The sequence below is a fragment of the Parasphingorhabdus sp. NYA22 genome (assembly GCF_976973735.1).
The window spans coordinates 3090273-3107873 of the sequence record NZ_OZ333477.1; the positions used below are offsets into that span (position 1 = coordinate 3090273).

Consider the following 17601-nt stretch of genomic DNA (forward strand, 5'->3'; position numbering starts at 1 on the left):
CATCACGAATTATGACCCAATCCTCTTCCACCAATTTCGTCAATATCGGCGAACGCACCAACGTCACCGGCTCGGCGCGCTTCAAGAAGCTCGTCCTCAACGACGATTATGAGGCTGCGGTGGAAGTCGCTCGCCAGCAGGTCGAGAACGGCGCGCAGGTGATCGACATCAACATGGATGAAGGCCTGCTCGACGCCCATCATGCGATGACCACCTTTCTGAAGCTGATCTCCGCCGAACCCGATATTGCGCGCGTGCCGGTGATGATCGACAGCAGCAAATGGTCGGTGATCGAGGCGGGGCTGAAATGCGTGTCCGGCAAACCGATCGTCAACAGCATATCGATGAAGGAAGGCGAGGAAGAGTTCCTCAATCACGCCCGCAAATGCATGGCTTATGGCGCCGCTGTCGTGGTCATGGCTTTTGATGAAACCGGACAGGCCGACACCAAAGAGCGCAAGGTCGAAATCTGCGAACGCGCCTACAAGCTGCTCACCGGAATCGGTTTTCCGCCGGAGGATATTATCTTCGATCCCAATGTGTTCGCGATCGCGACGGGGATTGACGAACATCGCCGCTACGGACTCGACTTCATCGAAGCGACCCGCGAGATCAGGAAGCGTTGCCCGCATGTCCATATATCCGGCGGCCTGTCCAACCTGTCGTTCAGCTTCCGCGGCAATGAGCCGGTGCGCAAGGCGATGCACAGCGTCTTTCTCTATCATGCCATTCCTGCGGGTATGGATATGGCGATCGTCAACGCCGGCCAGCTGGATATTTATGACGACATCGATCCCGAACTGCGCGAGCTTTGCGAAGATGTGATATTCGACCGCCGCGACGACGCGACCGACCGGCTGATCACGCTCGCCGAAAAATTCCGTGGCACCGATGAAGTCGCCGAAAAGGCAGCGGCAGAATGGCGCGGCTATGAAGTCAACAAACGCCTTGAACATGCGCTGGTCAAGGGCATCGATGCGCATATCATCGAAGATACCGAAGAAATGCGACTGGCGGTCAAAGAACGCAAAGGCCGCCCGATCGAAGTGATCGAAGGGCCATTGATGGACGGCATGAATGTCGTTGGCGACCTGTTCGGTTCCGGCAAGATGTTCCTGCCGCAAGTGGTGAAATCCGCGCGCGTCATGAAGAAAGCCGTCGCCCATCTCTTCCCCTATATCGAGGCGGAGAAAGACGAGAAAGCGAAGGGCAAGGGCAAGATCATCATGGCCACGGTGAAGGGCGATGTGCACGATATCGGCAAGAATATTGTCGGCGTCGTGCTGCAGTGCAATGGCTTTGAGGTCATCGATCTCGGCGTGATGGTGTCGTGGACCGACATTTTGAAAGCCGCCAATGAAAATGATGCCGATATCATCGGACTGTCCGGGTTGATCACGCCATCGCTCGACGAAATGGTGACTGTCGCCGAAGAAATGGAACGGGCGAAAATGCAGATGCCGCTGATGATCGGCGGTGCAACCACTTCCAAGACCCACACGGCGCTGCGCATTGAACCCGCCTATAGCGGACCGACTGTCTATGTGCTCGATGCCAGCCGCGCTGTGGGCGTCGCTTCCCAACTGGTCAGTGATACCCAGGCAGAAGGCTTCATCGCCAAGACTCGCGAGGATTACGAGCACGTCCGTATCGCACGCGCGGGGAAAACCGGAAAGAAACTCGCATCGCTCGCGGAAGCCCGCGCCAATGCCGCTGTCGTCGACATGAGCCTCAAAGCCTCGGCACCGGCGAAACCCGGCCTGCATGTTTATGACGACTGGGACCTCGCAGAGCTGCGCGACTATATCGACTGGACTCCCTTTTTCCGCGCATGGGAACTGGCCGGAAATTATCCCGCAATCCTGACCGACAAAATCGTCGGCGAAAGCGCGACTGATCTGTTCCGCGACGCGCAGGCCATGCTCGACCAGATCATCGAGGAAAAATGGCTGACCGCCAAAGGCGTGGCCGGCATCTGGCGGGCCCGGCGGGAAGGCGACGACATTTTGGTCTCGCCGGAAAATGCGGAATATACCTTGCCGATGCTGCGACAGCAGGTTGTCAAACGGGGTGGCAAGCCGAATAATTGTCTCGCCGATTTCATCGACAGCTCTGATGACTGGATTGGCGGCTTTGCCGTCACCGCCGGCCATGGCATCGACGAACATGTCCAGCGGTTCGAGATGGACAAGGATGACTATAACAGCATTCTTTTGAAAGCGCTTGCCGACCGGTTTGCCGAAGCCTTCGCCGAACGCATGCACGAACATGTCCGCAAGGATCTGTGGGGCTATGCAGCCGACGAGCATTTCAACAACAAGGATCTGGTTCGGGAAAAATATCAGGGCATCCGCCCTGCCCCCGGCTATCCGGCTTGTCCGGATCACAGTCTGAAACCGATCCTGTTCGATATGCTGAACGCCACGGAGAATACCGGTATCAAACTGACCAGCGGCTTCGCGATGACGCCGACCGCTGCGGTTTCCGGCTTCTATTTTGCCCATCCTCAAGCCGACTATTTCGGCGTGGCGCGGATCAGCGAAGACCAGGTCGAAGAATATGCGGCAAGGCGCGGCGTATCCATCGATCAGGCGCGGCAATGGCTGCGACCCAATCTCAACGAGTAAACCGGTCAGATTAACCTTTTAACCTATAACGCTCAGCCTGAATTCATCTGGGACGGCGCAAGCTTTTATATTGTTTGCCGTCACGGCAAGCGATATTGAAAATGCCCTATTCCCCCGAGTCAGGATGGCCGTAATGAACTTGAAGACCCCGTTGATCGCCGCAGTCATGACGGCATCTGTCGCCGGAACCGCTGTTCAGGCCCAGCGCGATGCGCCGTTTACTGTGCAGGAAAGCGGTGAAAGCTTTTACCGGCTGTCCGACGCGGTCACGGCCGTCGGCGGCAATAATGCGACCATTGTCATCAAACCGGGTTCCTATGGCGATTGCGCCGTGCAGACAGCGGGCCGGATCACCTACAAGGCTTCGGTTCCCGGACGAACCATATTTGATGGCGGCGTCTGCGAGGGCAAGGCAACGCTTGTCCTGCGGGGTAAGGCGGCGACCATCGACGGTATCATCTTCCAGAATCAGCAGGTTGCCGATGGCAATGGGGCCGGCATCCGGATCGAGCGCGGCGATCTCTATGTCTATAACGCCATGTTCCGCAACGCCGAGCAAGGCATATTGAGCGCCGATGATCCCAGCGCAGAGATTGTCATCGACCGGTCCACATTCCAGCGCCTGGGACGCTGCGATCGCGGCCTGTCCTGCGCGCACAGCATTTACATCGGGGACTTCGGGTCGCTGAAAGTGACCAACAGCCGCTTCGAAAAAGGCAATGGCGGTCATTATGTCAAAAGCCGCGCCCCACGGGCGACGATCAACAATAACAGTTTCGACGATACCCAGGGTCGGACCACCAATTACATGATCGACCTGCCCGCCGGCGCAACCGGTGTGATCAGTGGCAATGTATTCGTGCAGGGCCAGAACAAGGAAAACTGGAGCGCTTTCATTGCGGTGGCGGCGGAAGACAGGGACCATAGTTCAGCCGGTCTCAACATCCATTCGAACAACGCGTCGCTGGCCAAGGGTGTCAAACGGAACACCTGGTTCGTGGCCGACTGGAGCGGCGACGAGCTGCGGATTGCGAACAACAGTCTCGGACAGGGCCTGACCCGTTACCAGCGGCGCTAGGCCACAGCCTGGTTCATTCGCAGCTGTTGGCGGGACCGCCGTCAATATCGAGACATTGTCCGTCTGTCTGATCCGCCGTTATTTCCACACCGATCAGCGCGCCCAGAGTCGGGGCGATATCGACGGTCATTACCGACAAAGGCTGTTCAAAATGCTGGATGCCCTCCCGCCAGAACAGGATCGGTACACGGCGGTCATAATCCCACGGGCTGCCGTGCGTTGCCACATATCCGCGCTGGGTTGAGGCAATCGGAGTGATTCCCTTTTTCAGCAATACGACAAAGTCGCCAGACCGGTCCGGGTGAAATGATGCTCTTGCCCGCTCGGCGAGAGTCCATGATTCGGGCGATCCGCGCGGAACCTTGATTGCCGCAATATCGTCATGGTCCAACACCATTTCGACCTGTTCATGGGCGGCAATCAGCGCGATGGCGCTATCCTTGACCTGTGCCCGCTGTTTTTCCGACAGGTCCCGACTGACATAATAGTCGCCAAATGGTCCGTCCGCGTAGAGCAGCGGCTTTTCGTCCGGAAGGTTCAGCGCCGCTGCTACCTTCGTGCCGATTGTCTTTGCATTGAGATTCGGATCGATCCGCTGCGCCGTCGGCACGCCTTGCAGGCTCATCCGTTCGGGCAAGTCGAGACCGCCATGATCGGCGGTCAGCATCACGACATAGTCAACGCCTTGCCCGTCCAATATAGTGAAAAATTCTCCAAGCGACCGGTCGAGCTCGCTCATCTGGATGCACATTTCGAGACCTTCGGTACCAAATGCATGGCCGATATAATCTGTCGCGGACAATCCGATGGAAATCACGTCCGTAGCCTCGCCCTGCCCGAGAGCGAGTTCCTTCAACAATATGCCTGCCGCCGAGAGTATCGAGCGGTCGAAGTCGGGCGAACCACGATAGATGCTTGCTGCGCCATCGGGGCGCTGGAAGGCATAGTCACCAACGGACTTGCCTTCTCCATGCATAATCTTGGCCCCGTGCGCGACACATTGTGCAGGCACGGCATAAGCCGGACGGGCCTTGTCAATTTTTTCCGCAATCGCCGCATTGAGTGTAGCGACCGATGGCAATATCTTGCGCCCCTGGAGCGAGGTAAATCCGTTGCCCTGCCACCAATAAATTTCGTCGACATCATGGCCGCCCATCATCAGGGCCGCCCTGTCCTTGCCCGCCACCGCAACATTGCGGGATTCCGGCGACTTTTTCTTGAGCCGTTCACCCAAGGTCGGCACCAGAAGATGCCAGGCGGAAGCGATATAATCGCCTTGTGTTGCCGCGGTAATATCACCAAAGCTGGTGCCTTCAACGCGCTCGTCTTCGGCGCAATAAACCGTTTTGTCTTCCCGCTCGATCGACAGGTCGATCCAGTTATTGGCAATGATCCCGGCACGTCCGGAATGGACGCCGGTCATGATAGTCGAATGCCCCGGACAGGTTTCCGTAGCCGCATGGGACTGATAGCCGGAAGGAAACACCACACCACTCGCCAGCCGGTTCAAGCCGCCGGTGAAGCTGTTGCGATATTCGCTGAACAGATCGGCGGAAAACTGGTCGACCGATATCGCCACAACCAGTTTCGGCTGGGCTTTTCCCACGCCATTGTGATCTTCGGCATTTGCGCTGCCGGAGAATATGATAGATGCGGTCAGGGCTGTAACTATGATCGATTTTCGCACGAATGGTCCTCACTGATAAATGCCGCTATAGAAAGCTGTCCTCCAATAGACTAAATGCGCCTAAACAGGAAATAGTGAGTTTTTATGACATTTGATTTTCGCATTTTCTCGATAATGCTGGCGTTCGTAGCGCTGGCCCTCGCCCCGGCGGCGGAAGCGCAGAACCGGCTGGGCAATACAGAGCTGAATGTACCCGCTACGCTGGTAGCTGAAGCACAGCAGGTCAAAGCCGGGCAAAGCATCACGCTCGCCTTTGTCATGGAGCCCAAGCCGACCTGGCATGGCTATTGGGAAAATCCCGGCGATGCGGGCATCGGCATGAGCTTTGACTGGACCCTGCCCGCCGGTGTGACCGCCGGAAAGGCGCAGTTTCAAGTTCCAGACACGCTGTTGATCTCCGGCATCATGAACTATGTCTACAAGGGTGATTATGCGGTTCTGGTCAATCTGACCCTGTCCGATAAGGTTCGCCCCGGTCCGCTCCCGATTTCTGTAAAATCCGAATGGCTGTCCTGCACCGACGAAATTTGCGTCCCCGAACAGGATGAACTGTCGATCACATTGCAGGTCGTCGGCAAAGACACATCAACAGTGCTGGATAAAAGGTTCGACGGTTTCCGCGCGGCCCTGCCCCGCCCGCTGGGTAGCGAAGCCAGCTTTGCCGTCAGCGATGATCTGTTCCGCCTGTCGATCCCGCTGCCCGCCAATGTCGAAATTAATCAGCCCTATTTCTTCATCCTGGAAGACGGCGTTGTCGACTATGCTGCGCCCCAGACATTCAATCGCGATGGCGACCGCCTGATCCTCGAAACCGGCGCGCGCGGAGATGGCTTCGACACGATCACCGGCATTTTGAAAATCGGCAATCATGATGGTTTCCTGATCACCGCCAGCAAAGGCGAGGTCGCGATGACCGGTCTGCCTCTGGCTGGTGACGGCCCAAAGCAAGAGGGTAGCGCCTCGCTGCTGTTCCTGGCTCTCGGCGGCGCCATATTGGGCGGCTTGCTGCTGAACCTGATGCCCTGTGTGTTCCCGATTCTCAGCCTGAAAGCGATCAGCCTCGCCAAGTCCGGGGGCAATGAGACCGTCGTCCGGCGCGACGCGCTCGCCTATACCGCTGGTGTGGTGCTGGTTGCCACGGCTCTTGGTGCAGTGCTGCTCGGTCTGCGCGCCAGCGGAGCGGCGGTCGGCTGGGCGTTCCAGCTACAGGACCCGCGGATCATCTTTGTTTTGTTGGCGCTGGTGACCGCCATAGGCCTCAATCTCGCTGGGCTGTTCGAGCTGCCCAATATCAATTTCGGCAACAAGCTGACCAGGAAAGACGGTGCAGCGGGATCCTTCTGGACCGGCGCGCTGGCCGCTTTTGTCGCCACGCCCTGCACCGGCCCGTTCATGGCCGCTGCTCTGGGCGCGACCATTGTCTTGCCACCAATCGCCGCATTGATAATTTTCGCCGGCCTTGGCGTCGGCCTTGCCCTGCCCTTCCTGCTCATCGCTTTCGTACCGGCAATCCGCAGCCGCATGCCCAAACCCGGTCCCTGGCTGGACAGCTTTCGCAAGATCATGGCGATCCCGATGTTTCTTACCAGCATCGGCCTGATCTGGTTGCTCGGCCGTCAGATCGGTACCGATGCTCTGGGTCTGTCGCTGGTCTTCCTGCTGACGGTCAGCCTGATCCTTTGGTGGTTCGGCGGCGGGCAGATGAAAGGCCTCTCGCGCGGTGCGCTGACCAGCGCAGCCATGGTCGCCGCCATATTGGGTGGCATCATTGCTCTGCCCGACGAAGAGGCAATGCAGGACCAGAAGCTGGCACATTCCTCCGGCGCGACGCTGCCCAGCGAAGCGTTTAGCGAGGTACGCCTGTCCGAACTGCGCGCATCCGGCCAACCGGTTTTCGCTTATTTCACTGCCGACTGGTGCATCACATGCAAGGCGAACGAAGCCGCAGCCATCCAGCGCACCGAGACCGCCGAAGCGTTCGAAGCGGCCAAGGTCGCCGTGCTGATGGGTGACTGGACCAGGCCCGATCCGGTGATCAGCAGATTTCTGGAAAAACACGGCCGCGCCGGCGTCCCCCTCTATCTATATTATGCGCCCGGCGAGGAGCCGGTAATCCTTCCGCAGATTCTTACGGTCGCGACATTGACAGAACTGGTCAGTAAACCGGTATAAAGCGGGTCACCCTATCCCATCCCTCAATGAACGGAGATAATACGTGCGAAACCTTCCCTCTTTTGCAACAGCAACCATCGCCGCAATCGCACTGGCTAGCCCGTTGGCAGCAGCCCAGAAAAACGGTGCCATTGCCCAGGATTTCAAGCTCACCGACGTGAATGGAAAGACGGTTCAGCTGTCGCAGTTTCGCGGCAGGACCGTGGTGCTCGAATGGCACAATCCCGGCTGTCCCTTTGTCTCCAAACATTATAACAGCGGCAATATGCAGGCGACGCAAAAGGCTGCGCGGCAGCAGGGCGCGGTCTGGCTGACCATCAACAGCGGCGCCAAAGGCAAACAGGGTCATATGACCGGTGCCGAGGCAAAAGCGCTAATTGCCGAACAGAAAATCCAATCCACCAATTATCTGTTCGATACCAAAGGTCTGGTCGGCAAAGCCTATGGCGCGAAAACGACGCCGCATATGTATATTATCGATGGCACGGGAACATTGGTCTATCAGGGCGGTTTCGACGACAAGCCGACGGCGAATACCGCAGACATCAAAAACGCGCGCAACCATGTGCTTGCGGCGCTGAGCGAGATTAAAGCCGGAGACAAGGTAAGCGTGGCGCAAGCGCGGCCCTACGGCTGCTCGGTCAAATATGCGTCCTGAATAGTGGGAAAAATGCAGGATTGGCCCGCAAACTCTACGCGCGTGCCAGCCCTGCGCCCCAGGATCTGGGGATAGGACGACAGCCTGCGACCCCCCGGAGGCCGTTCGTCAACAGGTCCCCGGACCCAATTGCGAAGCAGATGCTGCTCGTTACCAGTTGCGAGGGTCGGGAGACAGATCCAGTACACAACTCGGATCTGCCTCCCCCTCTGTTCCGACAGCGTGCGACCCTGGTTAAAGGCGCCGCCGGTCAAACTCTTCCAGTCCGCCAGCCAGCTTGTGCCGGCGGAAAAGGGAAATCATGCTTTTTGATGCTGACCTCAATCTATTCCAGCGCGTCGGAATATTGTTGCTGAGTCAGTTCTTATCACTGCAATCTCTATAGCGGTCCTCTAGCTAACCTGACCTGAACGGTCATGTAAACTATAGTAACAACTGGTAAACCATTGAAATTATATTACATTTTTGCGTAATTTATGCATAATCGGTCATCGTGCGATTTGCTCGCAACGGCGGATTTTCGGGGGCATTGGAAAAATGCCTTATTTTCCATATGGTTACAATTGCGACTGATTCGGGCGTTGAAATTCCGCCGGAAATGGCCTTTGCAATATCAGTTCGGCTTGCGGAATCGCATGATAAAGCGACTGGTTATGCCGCGCACAGCCGGGTCGAACACATTCTTTTCCAGATCATCGTCCGGATTGGCAAACATCCCGCTTTCCCCGTCGAGCACGAAGCCGGCCTTGATGAAATCAGCCCGGGCGGTGGCCGGATCGATCCGGTGGGTTTTGTCGACTACGGTGCGGGTGTCGCCCGGCGAACCGACATGGTCGATCACGGCAACGACGCCGCCGGGCTTCATCCCGGCATATATATTGGCCAATATGGCAGCCGGGTCCATTTGATCAACTTTGAACTTTTCGCTCTGCCAGTAGAAATCATGATAGATCAGGTGGAGCATGGCGAAATCGACGCTGTTTGCGGGCGGTTTGTAATCCGGCAATTGCGAAGGCACCATGGTCACATTGGGCTGCCGCGCCGTGACACTCGCCCATTTTTTCTTGGACTGCTCGCTGGAGACAAATTGGGGCGGATTGACCGCGAGAACCTTGCCGTCGGGGCCGACAGCGCGACCCAGGATTTCGCTATAATAGCCGCCGCCTGCAAAAATATCGAGCACGGCATCACCGGTTTCGAGTCCCATGAAGGCCAGCACTTCTGCCGGACTACGGCTCTCGTCGAGCGCGACATCGGCTTCATCGCGACCGGGATCGGACACGGCTGCCGCTAAATCAGGCGACACGACTTCAGTGGCAGCCACCGATACCGGCGTGGTCTCTCCCGCATAGACCGGAGCCGCAATCGCCAATGCAGACGTTGCCAATGTCAAAAATATCGATGCACGCATGATGTCTCTCCCCAGAATATTGGTGGCAACATGAACCTGCAGGGACTGGCGCGCAAGCTATCGCCCAGCCGTTAGTCTAGCTCAGCATGCCGTTTATCGAAACAGCACCGCAATCACATCACTTCCGCTGCACCTTGCCATAGCCCATCTTGCGCGTCCCCGGCCGTCCCTCGGTCGACCTGCCTTTTGGCTGAGCAACCTGCAAGTCGGCTGGCAAGCCCAGTTCTTCGGCCTCTAGCTTGCGGATTTCGTCGCGCAGATGGCCTGCAGTTTCGAACTCGAGATCCGCCGCAGCATCGCGCATCTGTTTTTCGAGGCTTTCGATATGGGCGCGCAGATTATGGCCGACCAAGTGCTTGCCGTCGTCACTGACCGCGCCGGTGACCATATCCTTGGCCGTGGCGTGGGCGACAATGTCACCGATATTCTTCTTGATCGATTGCGGGGTGATATTGTGCTCGAGATTATATTCGACCTGCTTCTCGCGACGCCGATCGGTTTCGCTGATCGCGCGTTCCATCGATCCGGTCATCCGGTCGGCGTAGAGAATGACCCGACCATCAACATTACGCGCGGCGCGGCCAATGGTCTGGATCAAGGACGTTTCGCTGCGCAGAAACCCTTCCTTGTCGGCGTCCAGTATCGCCACCAGACCGCATTCCGGAATGTCGAGACCTTCGCGCAATAGATTGATGCCGACCAGCACATCATAAACGCCGAGCCGCAGATCGCGGATCAGCTCGATCCGCTCCAGCGTCTCGACATCGCTGTGCATATAGCGGACCTTGATACCGGCCTCGTGCATGAATTCGGTGAGATCCTCCGCCATCCTCTTGGTCAGCGTCGTGATCAGCGTGCGATAGCCCTGCGCCGCCACTTTGCGGCATTCGTTGATCACATCATCGACCTGATCCTCGACCGGCTTGATCTCTACCGGCGGGTCGATCAGGCCCGTGGGGCGAATGACCTGTTCGGAGAACACGCCGCCGGTCTGCTCCATCTCCCATTTGCCCGGTGTCGCCGACACGCTCACCGTCTGCGGCCGCATCGCGTCCCACTCGTTGAAGCGCAGCGGACGGTTGTCGATACAGCTAGGCAAGCGGAAACCATATTCCGCCAGGTTGATCTTGCGGCGGTGATCGCCCTTGGACATCGCGCCGATTTGCGGGACCGTCTGATGGCTTTCATCGACGAACAGCAGCGCATTGTCCGGCAGATATTCGAACAGAGTCGGTGGCGGCTCGCCCGGCAGCCGACCGGTCAGAAAGCGCGAGTAATTTTCAATGCCTGCACAGCTGCCGGTGGCCCCGATCATCTCGAGGTCGAAATTGGTCCGCTGTTCCAGCCGCTGATGCTCGATCAGCTTGCCTTCCGCTTCCAGTTCCTTGAGCCGGACGGCAAGCTCGAACCTGATCGCTTCCATCGCCTGCTTCATCGTCGGTCCCGGCGTGACATGGTGTGAATTGGCGTAGACCCTCACCTTATTCAGGGTTGCGCCCTTTTTGCCGGTCAGCGGGTCAAATTCGACAATTTCTTCAATCTCGTCGCCGAAAAAGCTGATCCGCCAGGCCATATCCTCATAATGCGAGGGGAAGATCTCCAGATTATCGCCCCGCACGCGGAAATTACCGCGGGCGAAAGCCATATCGTTGCGCTTGTATTGCAGCGCCACCAGCTTGCGGATGATATCCCGCTGGTCGACAGCCTGTTCCTTGGTGAGATCAAAGATCATTGCGGAATAGGTTTCGACCGAACCGATGCCGTAAAGACAGGAGACCGACGCAACGATGATCACGTCGTCGCGCTCGAGCAGCGAGCGGGTCGCACTGTGCCGCATCCGGTCTATCGCTTCGTTTACCGAGCTTTCCTTCTCGATATAGGTGTCCGACCGCGCGACATAGGCTTCGGGCTGGTAATAATCATAATAAGAGACAAAATATTCGACGGCATTGTCCGGAAAGAAATTCTTGAACTCGCCGTAAAGCTGCGCTGCCAGGATCTTGTTCGGCGCCAGAATCAGGGCGGGCCTTTGCAGCTCTTCAATCATCTTGGCCATGGTAAAAGTCTTGCCCGACCCGGTCACCCCGAGCAGCACCTGATCACGCTCCTCGTCGCGCATCCCGGCAACCAGTTCCTTGATCGCCGCCGGCTGATCGCCGGCAGGCTCGAAATCGCTGACCAGCTTGAAAGGCCTTCCGCCTTCCGATTTAGCCGGACGATTGGGCTTGTGCGGAACGAAATCCTCGCCGGTTTCCGGTTCCGCAAGGTCTCTTCTAATTACCAATTCTGTCATTGGATCAATATGGAACAAAAAGGGTCCAATGTCATCCCCGTTATCGAGTTTTCAGATAAATGGGATGATAGAAAATTTACTTCGCCGGCACATCGGTTTATGGCCCGTATCGGGGCACATTAATTGAGGGAATATCTTGTGAAAAAATTACTAGTTTCGGTTGCAGCGCTAAGCCTGATAGCCGGCTGTTCAGACAAAGGTGCGGATCAGGATGGCGACGGAAAAATCACATCCGAGGAAGTCGCCAAGGAAATGAACAAAGTCACTCTCGAACCGGGCGAGTGGGAAAATACCGTCGAAATCGTTGACGTGAAAATAGACGGCCTGCCCGAAGGTATGCCAGCCGGCGTCATGGACAGCATGAAGGGCAAGGTCACTACCACCAAGTCCTGCATCACCAAGGAACAAGCCGAAAATCCGGGCGCGCAATTTTTCGCTGCGCAGGAAGAAACCAATTGCGAGGTCAAGAAATTCAATATGAGCGGCGGTGCCGTATCGTCCGAAATGTCCTGCAGCAATATGGGCGGAGCTCCCGGCAACATGACCATGGCGATGGACGGTCAATATGGGCCGAGCAGCTATGACATGACGATGAACATGATCGGCGGCGCCGGCGGCATGAAGATGAATATTACCGCAAAGAGCAATGGCAAACGGATCGGCGATTGTCCGGCTGGATGATCCCCGCCAGACTGGCAGAAAAAGACAGGAAGGCAGGAGCATAGCGCTTCTGCCTTTTTGTTTTTTGCACTTGATGGACCGCGCCGGAAGAAACATGACCCCGCAGGTCATTGCATCTGGCTCGGCGACTGATAGGTTTCACTCCAACGCCAAATCAATCGCCCCGATTGATAATCAGGAGAAAGACCATGATCGGATATGTAACGCTCGGCACCAATGATCTCGACAAGGCGCGCAGCTATTATGATGCGCTGCTCGGCGAACTGGGTGCGAAACGCCTGATGCAACTCGATGAGAACGGCTTCACGCTATATGGCGTCGATATGACCACGCCATCGATTGCGCTGACCACGCCGTTCAATGGACAGGCGGCGCGACCCGGCAATGGCAATATGATCGCGCTGCAGATGCAGGAACGCGGGCAAGTCGATGATTTCTACCACAAGGCCCTGGAACTGGGCGGTAGCGACGAAGGCGCGCCAGGCCTTCGCGGCGATGAAGGCCCGATGGCCTTTTATGCTGCCTATTTCCGCGACCCGGAAGGCAACAAGCTTTGCGCATTTCGTATAGGCGCTGCATAAGGCTACAAAATACAGGGAGAGAAACATGAAGCATCTTTTGGCTCTGGCTGCGACTACCGCCTTGATCTGGACCACGCCTGTCATGGCGCAGAATAGTTCGACGTCACCCGATCTGGCAGCCGCCATCGCAGCGGATTATGACAATGCGCTGGAAGCCCTGTTTCTCGATTTTCATCGCAATCCCGAACTGTCCTATAAGGAAACCCGAACCGCCGCGATCATAGCGACGAAATGGCGCGATGCGGGTTTCACCGTGACCGAGAAGGTAGGCGGTACTGGCGTCGTCGCGGTAATGAAAAATGGTGAAGGCCCTACCCTGATGCTGCGCGCGGACATGGACGGCCTGCCGCTCGTCGAGGACAGCGGGCTGGACTATATGTCGACCGCAAAACAGGTCAGCATCGACGGCGAAGAGAAGCCGGTCATGCATGCCTGCGGTCATGATGTGCATATCACTTCTCTAATCGGCACCGCGCACCAGATGGCGGCCCGGAAGGATCAGTGGGCCGGCACTTTGGTGCTGATCGCACAGCCAGCCGAGGAACGGATCGGCGGCGCCAAGCTGATGATGGACGACGGTCTCTATACCCGTTTCCCCAAACCCGATTTCGCCATGGCCTTTCACGTTTCGGCTGACACGCCGACCGGCAAACTGGCGCTGAGCGAGGGGATCAACTATAGCTCGTCCGACAGCGTCGATATCATCATCCACGGCGTTGGCGCGCATGGCGCATCCCCGCATCGCGGCAAGGACCCGGTCGTGATGGGCGCGGAAATAATCATGGCGCTGCAGACCATCGTCAGCCGGGAAATCGCGCCGCTCAAGCCAGCTGTCGTAACGGTCGGTTCCTTTCACAGCGGGTTCAAGCATAATATCATTTCCGACAAGGCGACGATGCAATTGACTGTCCGCTCGGATGATGCGGATACGCGGGCAAAGCTGCTCGAGGGGATCAAGCGGATCGCGACCAATGTCGGCCGAATGAACGGCATGCCGGAGGACAAGTTGCCCGAGGTACTGGTGTCGCATGAATCGACCCCGGCCAATTATAATGATGCAGAACTGACCAAAAGGGTGACCGGAGTATTTGCCAGCCGGTTCGGCGAAGACGTGTTCGACAACCAGCCGCGCGAAGGCATGGGCGCTGAGGATTTCGCCTATTTTGTCACCCCCAATACCGATGTGCCCGGCGTCTATTTCTCGGTTGGCGGCACACCGCAGGCCGACTTTGATCGCGAGGAAGCGGGCGGTGCGCCGGTACCCTCGCACCATTCCCCTTTCTTCAAGGTTGCGCCGAGAGAATCCGTGACATTGGGGGTCGAGGCAATGACCGCTGCGGCACTGGACCTGCTGGCACCGGGCGCGGAATAGCCTTGGCCGAAGGGCTTTCCTCTTCCCAGCTCAAGAGCCTGAAACAGCTGCTGCTTGACCGGCAAGCGGAACTGAAGGCGCGCGACAAGGATGGCGCCAGCTGGCGCGGGCCGGTCGAGCTCGACCAGCAAAGCGTCGGGCGGCTGTCGCGGATGGATGCAATGCAGCAGCAGGAAATGGCCCAGGCCGAAGCGCGCCGCCGGACCAGCGATCTGGCGAGGATTGAGATCGCCCTGAACCGGGTGGACGAAGGGGAATATGGCTGGTGCGCCGAGTGCGGCGAAGCCATTGCCTACAAGCGTCTCGAAATCGATCCCGCCGCCCATCTGTGCATTGGTTGCGCGCGCTGATCCAATCCAAAGTTTGTCAAACTTGGGCCCAAGGAAGCCTTTTGCGAGCTTGACATGTAACCATATAGTTGCATATAGAGAGGCATGTCCGATGTCTTCGCCGCCCTTGCCGATGAAACCCGCCGCGCTCTGCTCGACCGGCTATTCGTAAACAATGGCCAGAGCCTGACCGACCTTCACAGCGGCATGACCATGTCTCGCCAGGCGGTGGCCAAGCATCTGCATATTCTCGAAACAGCCAATCTTGTCACGGTCCACTGGCAGGGCCGGGAGAAACTGCACTATCTCAACCCCGTTCCGCTCGGCGATATCGTCCATCGCTGGGTCGGCAAGTTCGAGGATGCCCGGATCGAAGCGCTGACCGATTTCAAACAGCAGATCGAAAGTGCTTCCAACCCTTCCAATGCCAGTACGCCAGAGGAGAAACGTCGTGCCTGATAATGGAACCGCCGAGATCAAGACGCGTGCATCGACCGGAGAGTTGTGCGCGCCGGATTTTGTCTACACGATCTTTATCAAGGCCAGTGCCGAAAAGGTCTGGAACGGCCTGATCGACCGTGATCTGACCAAAGCTTATTGGGGCCATTATAACGAATCCGACTGGCAACCGGGTTCGCGGTGGAACCACGTGCGGAGCGATGGCAGCGGGAAAATCGATACGCGCGGCCGGATTGTCGAAATCGATCCACCCCGTAAAATGGTTTGGACCTGGGCCTTCGATGCGGAAGCTGATCAGCCCGAGAAACTTTCACGCGTAACTTACGAACTGACCAGCTTGGGGCCTGATACCAAATTGACGGTCACACATAGCGAACTCGAGCCGGGATCACGGATGGATATCGGCGTCCGGGAAGGATGGCCAGCCGTGCTCAGCAACCTCAAATCGCTACTGGAAACCGGCACCGTACTGTCCGAAGAGCTATGGCCGAAAACCTAGCGTCAGGGCCAAAGCGGACTGAGCCGGTTCAATCGAGTCATATTTGCGCCCAGTGAACCGCCGCTACGCTTTTCACCCTTTCCCGCTTGGCGACATCCCCCTAATGTGCGGTCCATGGAAATCCCTGCAGATATCAAACCATTTGATGGCCGTTTTGTTGACGGCAAACATTATTTCGCCTGCCGCATCTATTTCGAGGACACGGATTTTTCCGGCATTGTCTACCACGCCAATTATCTGCGCTATATGGAACGCGCCCGTTCGGACATGCTCCGCCTGCTCGATATGGATCAGGGCGCGGCTTATGAAAGCGGTGAAGGCGTCTATGCTGTCGTCGATCTGACGATGAAATATCTGTTGCCGGCGAAACTAAATGATGATCTGGTCGTTATCAGCACGGTCGAGACGCTGCGTGCCGCCAGCGTGATCATCGACCAGAAAATTATGCGCGGCCCAGACCATATTACGTCAGCTTCCGTTCACGCGGCGTTTCTTACGCCAGCCGGACGTCCGAGACGACAACCGAAGGCGTGGACAAAGGCATTTGCCGGCGTCATGGATCAGGCTGATATGAAATGAAGGATTATACATCTTGCTAGACCAACTTTCCCTGGGAGCGACTGCCGGAAATTTCTCTCCCTTCATGCTGTTCATGGAAGCCGATATTGTCGTCAAGGCGGTGATGATCGGCCTGCTGCTCGCCAGTGTGTGGACATGGACGATCATCGTCAGCTTTGGCATGAACATCGGGCAAATCTCGCGCAAATCGGATAAATTCGAACGGGCATTCGACAGGACCGAAAATCTCGACAAGTTCTTTGACGAATATGGCCAATCCTCCCTGCCCAGCGCCAAGGTCCTGGCCGCTGGTGTCAAGGAATGGCGCCGGTCGACCTCCAAGGCACCGATCGACCGCGAAGGCACGCGTCAGCGGCTCGCCAGCGCGATGAACACGACCATTGCCCGCGAAGTCGACCGGATCGCCGACCGGCTCAATTTTCTTGCTACCGTGGGCAGCGTTGCCCCCTTTGTCGGCCTGTTCGGCACGGTCTGGGGCATCATGCGCAGTTTCTCGGCCATTGCCGCAGAGCAGAATAGCTCGCTTGCTGTGGTCGCCCCCGGCATCGCCGAGGCCCTGTTCGCGACGGCCATCGGCCTGTTTGCTGCGATTCCCGCAGTCATTGCCTATAACCGTTTCTCCCATCGCCTCAACAAGCTGGAGGCCCGCATGGGTCGCTTTGCCGACGGGTTCCACGCCACGCTCAGCCGCGAACTGGAGCTGGGAGACTGAGCATGGGCATGAATATGGGATCCGGCATCGGCAGGCGCGGCGGTAGTCGCGGTCGCGCGCCGATGGCCGAGATCAACGTCACCCCCTTTGTCGACGTGATGCTGGTGCTGCTGATCATTTTCATGGTGACGGCACCCTTGCTGGTCACCGGCGTGCCCGTTGACCTGCCCGAAAGCCGCGCCAATGCGCTGGAACAGGAGCAGGAACCGGTGCAGATTTCGATCGACAACGACGGCCGTATCTTCGTCGACGACGAGGAATTCAGCCGCGGTGCGTTCGAGACAAGGCTGCGCGAGATCGCCGCTGACCAGAATCCGGAAGATCCGCGACAGATCATGCTGCGCGGTGACAGAACACTCGACTATGGGCTGATCATGGGGGTGATGGGCGAGCTGAACCGGGCTGGACTGAACCGGGTTTCGCTGGTCACTACAGGTTCATCCGAGACGCCATAGTAGTGGAC

At 57.5% G+C, this 17601-nt stretch carries 16 protein-coding genes; 13 read left to right on the forward strand and 3 right to left on the reverse strand.

Annotated elements, in window-relative coordinates:
- Nucleotides 1-11: 11 nt before the first annotated feature.
- Nucleotides 12-2627 (forward strand): methionine synthase, encoded by a 2616-nt coding sequence (gene metH, locus ACWFTY_RS14710; RefSeq protein ID WP_447524929.1) that lies wholly within the window; start codon nt 12-14, stop codon nt 2625-2627.
- A gap of 133 nt (nt 2628-2760) precedes the next feature.
- The gene (locus ACWFTY_RS14715; protein WP_447524930.1) at nt 2761-3705 is read left to right on the forward strand and encodes a right-handed parallel beta-helix repeat-containing protein; all 945 of its coding nucleotides are present in this window, start codon (nt 2761-2763) and stop codon (nt 3703-3705) included.
- Between the two features lie 13 nt (nt 3706-3718).
- Here the strand turns inward: ACWFTY_RS14715 and ACWFTY_RS14720 are convergent, their stop codons facing one another.
- Complete coding sequence (locus ACWFTY_RS14720; protein WP_447524931.1) at nt 3719-5392, reverse strand: alkaline phosphatase family protein; 1674 nt, start codon at nt 5390-5392, stop codon at nt 3719-3721.
- Nucleotides 5393-5476: 84 nt separating this feature from the next.
- Here ACWFTY_RS14720 and ACWFTY_RS14725 point away from each other — a divergent pair, with 84 nt between their 5' ends.
- Both ACWFTY_RS14725 and ACWFTY_RS14730 read left to right on the forward strand, forming a co-directional pair.
- Nucleotides 5477-7564: a protein-disulfide reductase DsbD family protein gene (locus tag ACWFTY_RS14725; protein ID WP_447524932.1), complete on the forward strand. Its 2088-nt coding sequence runs from the start codon at nt 5477-5479 to the stop codon at nt 7562-7564.
- Between the two features lie 43 nt (nt 7565-7607).
- Complete coding sequence (locus ACWFTY_RS14730) at nt 7608-8222, forward strand: thioredoxin family protein (RefSeq protein ID WP_447524933.1); 615 nt, start codon at nt 7608-7610, stop codon at nt 8220-8222.
- A 613-nt stretch (nt 8223-8835) separates the two neighbouring features.
- Here the strand turns inward: ACWFTY_RS14730 and ACWFTY_RS14735 are convergent.
- A complete protein-coding gene (locus ACWFTY_RS14735; RefSeq protein WP_447524934.1) occupies nt 8836-9633 on the reverse strand; it encodes a class I SAM-dependent methyltransferase in 798 nt (265 codons plus the stop codon).
- Nucleotides 9634-9751: 118 nt separating this feature from the next.
- On the reverse strand, nt 9752-11926 hold the full coding sequence (gene uvrB / locus ACWFTY_RS14740; protein WP_447524935.1) for an excinuclease ABC subunit UvrB: 2175 nt from the start codon (nt 11924-11926) through the stop codon (nt 9752-9754).
- Nucleotides 11927-12064: 138 nt separating this feature from the next.
- On the opposite strand from uvrB, the gene ACWFTY_RS14745 reads away from it, so the two are divergent.
- The 9 genes from ACWFTY_RS14745 (at nt 12065) to tolR (ending at nt 17593) form a co-directional block, all read left to right on the forward strand.
- Nucleotides 12065-12607, forward strand: coding sequence for a DUF3617 domain-containing protein (locus tag ACWFTY_RS14745; protein WP_447524936.1), 543 nt, complete (start codon nt 12065-12067; stop codon nt 12605-12607).
- Between the two features lie 188 nt (nt 12608-12795).
- Nucleotides 12796-13188, forward strand: coding sequence for a VOC family protein (locus tag ACWFTY_RS14750; protein ID WP_447524937.1), 393 nt, complete (start codon nt 12796-12798; stop codon nt 13186-13188).
- Nucleotides 13189-13213: 25 nt separating this feature from the next.
- Nucleotides 13214-14560 (forward strand): amidohydrolase, encoded by a 1347-nt coding sequence (locus ACWFTY_RS14755; protein WP_447524938.1) that lies wholly within the window; start codon nt 13214-13216, stop codon nt 14558-14560.
- Nucleotides 14561-14562: 2 nt separating this feature from the next.
- Entirely contained in the window at nt 14563-14910 is a 348-nt protein-coding gene (locus ACWFTY_RS14760; protein ID WP_447524939.1) for a TraR/DksA family transcriptional regulator, read from the forward strand.
- Between the two features lie 84 nt (nt 14911-14994).
- Nucleotides 14995-15348: an ArsR/SmtB family transcription factor gene (locus ACWFTY_RS14765; RefSeq protein ID WP_447524940.1), complete on the forward strand. Its 354-nt coding sequence runs from the start codon at nt 14995-14997 to the stop codon at nt 15346-15348.
- On the forward strand, nt 15341-15847 hold the full coding sequence (locus ACWFTY_RS14770) for an SRPBCC family protein (RefSeq protein WP_447524941.1): 507 nt from the start codon (nt 15341-15343) through the stop codon (nt 15845-15847). The genes ACWFTY_RS14765 and ACWFTY_RS14770 overlap by 8 nt, the downstream gene beginning before the upstream one ends.
- A gap of 114 nt (nt 15848-15961) precedes the next feature.
- Nucleotides 15962-16426, forward strand: a complete 465-nt coding sequence (locus ACWFTY_RS14775) for a YbgC/FadM family acyl-CoA thioesterase (protein ID WP_447524942.1) — start codon at nt 15962-15964, stop codon at nt 16424-16426.
- 64 nt (nt 16427-16490) lie between these two features.
- Entirely contained in the window at nt 16491-17138 is a 648-nt protein-coding gene (tolQ, locus tag ACWFTY_RS14780; RefSeq protein ID WP_447526909.1) for a protein TolQ, read from the forward strand.
- A 2-nt stretch (nt 17139-17140) separates the two neighbouring features.
- Entirely contained in the window at nt 17141-17593 is a 453-nt protein-coding gene (gene tolR / locus ACWFTY_RS14785) for a protein TolR (RefSeq protein WP_447524943.1), read from the forward strand.
- Nucleotides 17594-17601: the final 8 nt, after the last annotated feature.

Coding starts and splice junctions, on each gene's coding strand:
- metH (WP_447524929.1), top strand. CDS start 12: ATGACCCAATCCTCTTCCACCAATTTCGTCAATATCGGCGAACGCACC.
- ACWFTY_RS14715 (WP_447524930.1), top strand. CDS start 2,761: ATGAACTTGAAGACCCCGTTGATCGCCGCAGTCATGACGGCATCTGTC.
- ACWFTY_RS14725 (WP_447524932.1), top strand. CDS start 5,477: ATGACATTTGATTTTCGCATTTTCTCGATAATGCTGGCGTTCGTAGCG.
- ACWFTY_RS14735 (WP_447524934.1), bottom strand. CDS start 9,633: ATGCGTGCATCGATATTTTTGACATTGGCAACGTCTGCATTGGCGATT.
- uvrB (WP_447524935.1), bottom strand. CDS start 11,926: ATGACAGAATTGGTAATTAGAAGAGACCTTGCGGAACCGGAAACCGGC.
- ACWFTY_RS14750 (WP_447524937.1), top strand. CDS start 12,796: ATGATCGGATATGTAACGCTCGGCACCAATGATCTCGACAAGGCGCGC.
- ACWFTY_RS14755 (WP_447524938.1), top strand. CDS start 13,214: ATGAAGCATCTTTTGGCTCTGGCTGCGACTACCGCCTTGATCTGGACC.
- ACWFTY_RS14765 (WP_447524940.1), top strand. CDS start 14,995: ATGTCCGATGTCTTCGCCGCCCTTGCCGATGAAACCCGCCGCGCTCTG.
- ACWFTY_RS14775 (WP_447524942.1), top strand. CDS start 15,962: ATGGAAATCCCTGCAGATATCAAACCATTTGATGGCCGTTTTGTTGAC.
- tolQ (WP_447526909.1), top strand. CDS start 16,491: ATGCTGTTCATGGAAGCCGATATTGTCGTCAAGGCGGTGATGATCGGC.
- tolR (WP_447524943.1), top strand. CDS start 17,141: ATGGGCATGAATATGGGATCCGGCATCGGCAGGCGCGGCGGTAGTCGC.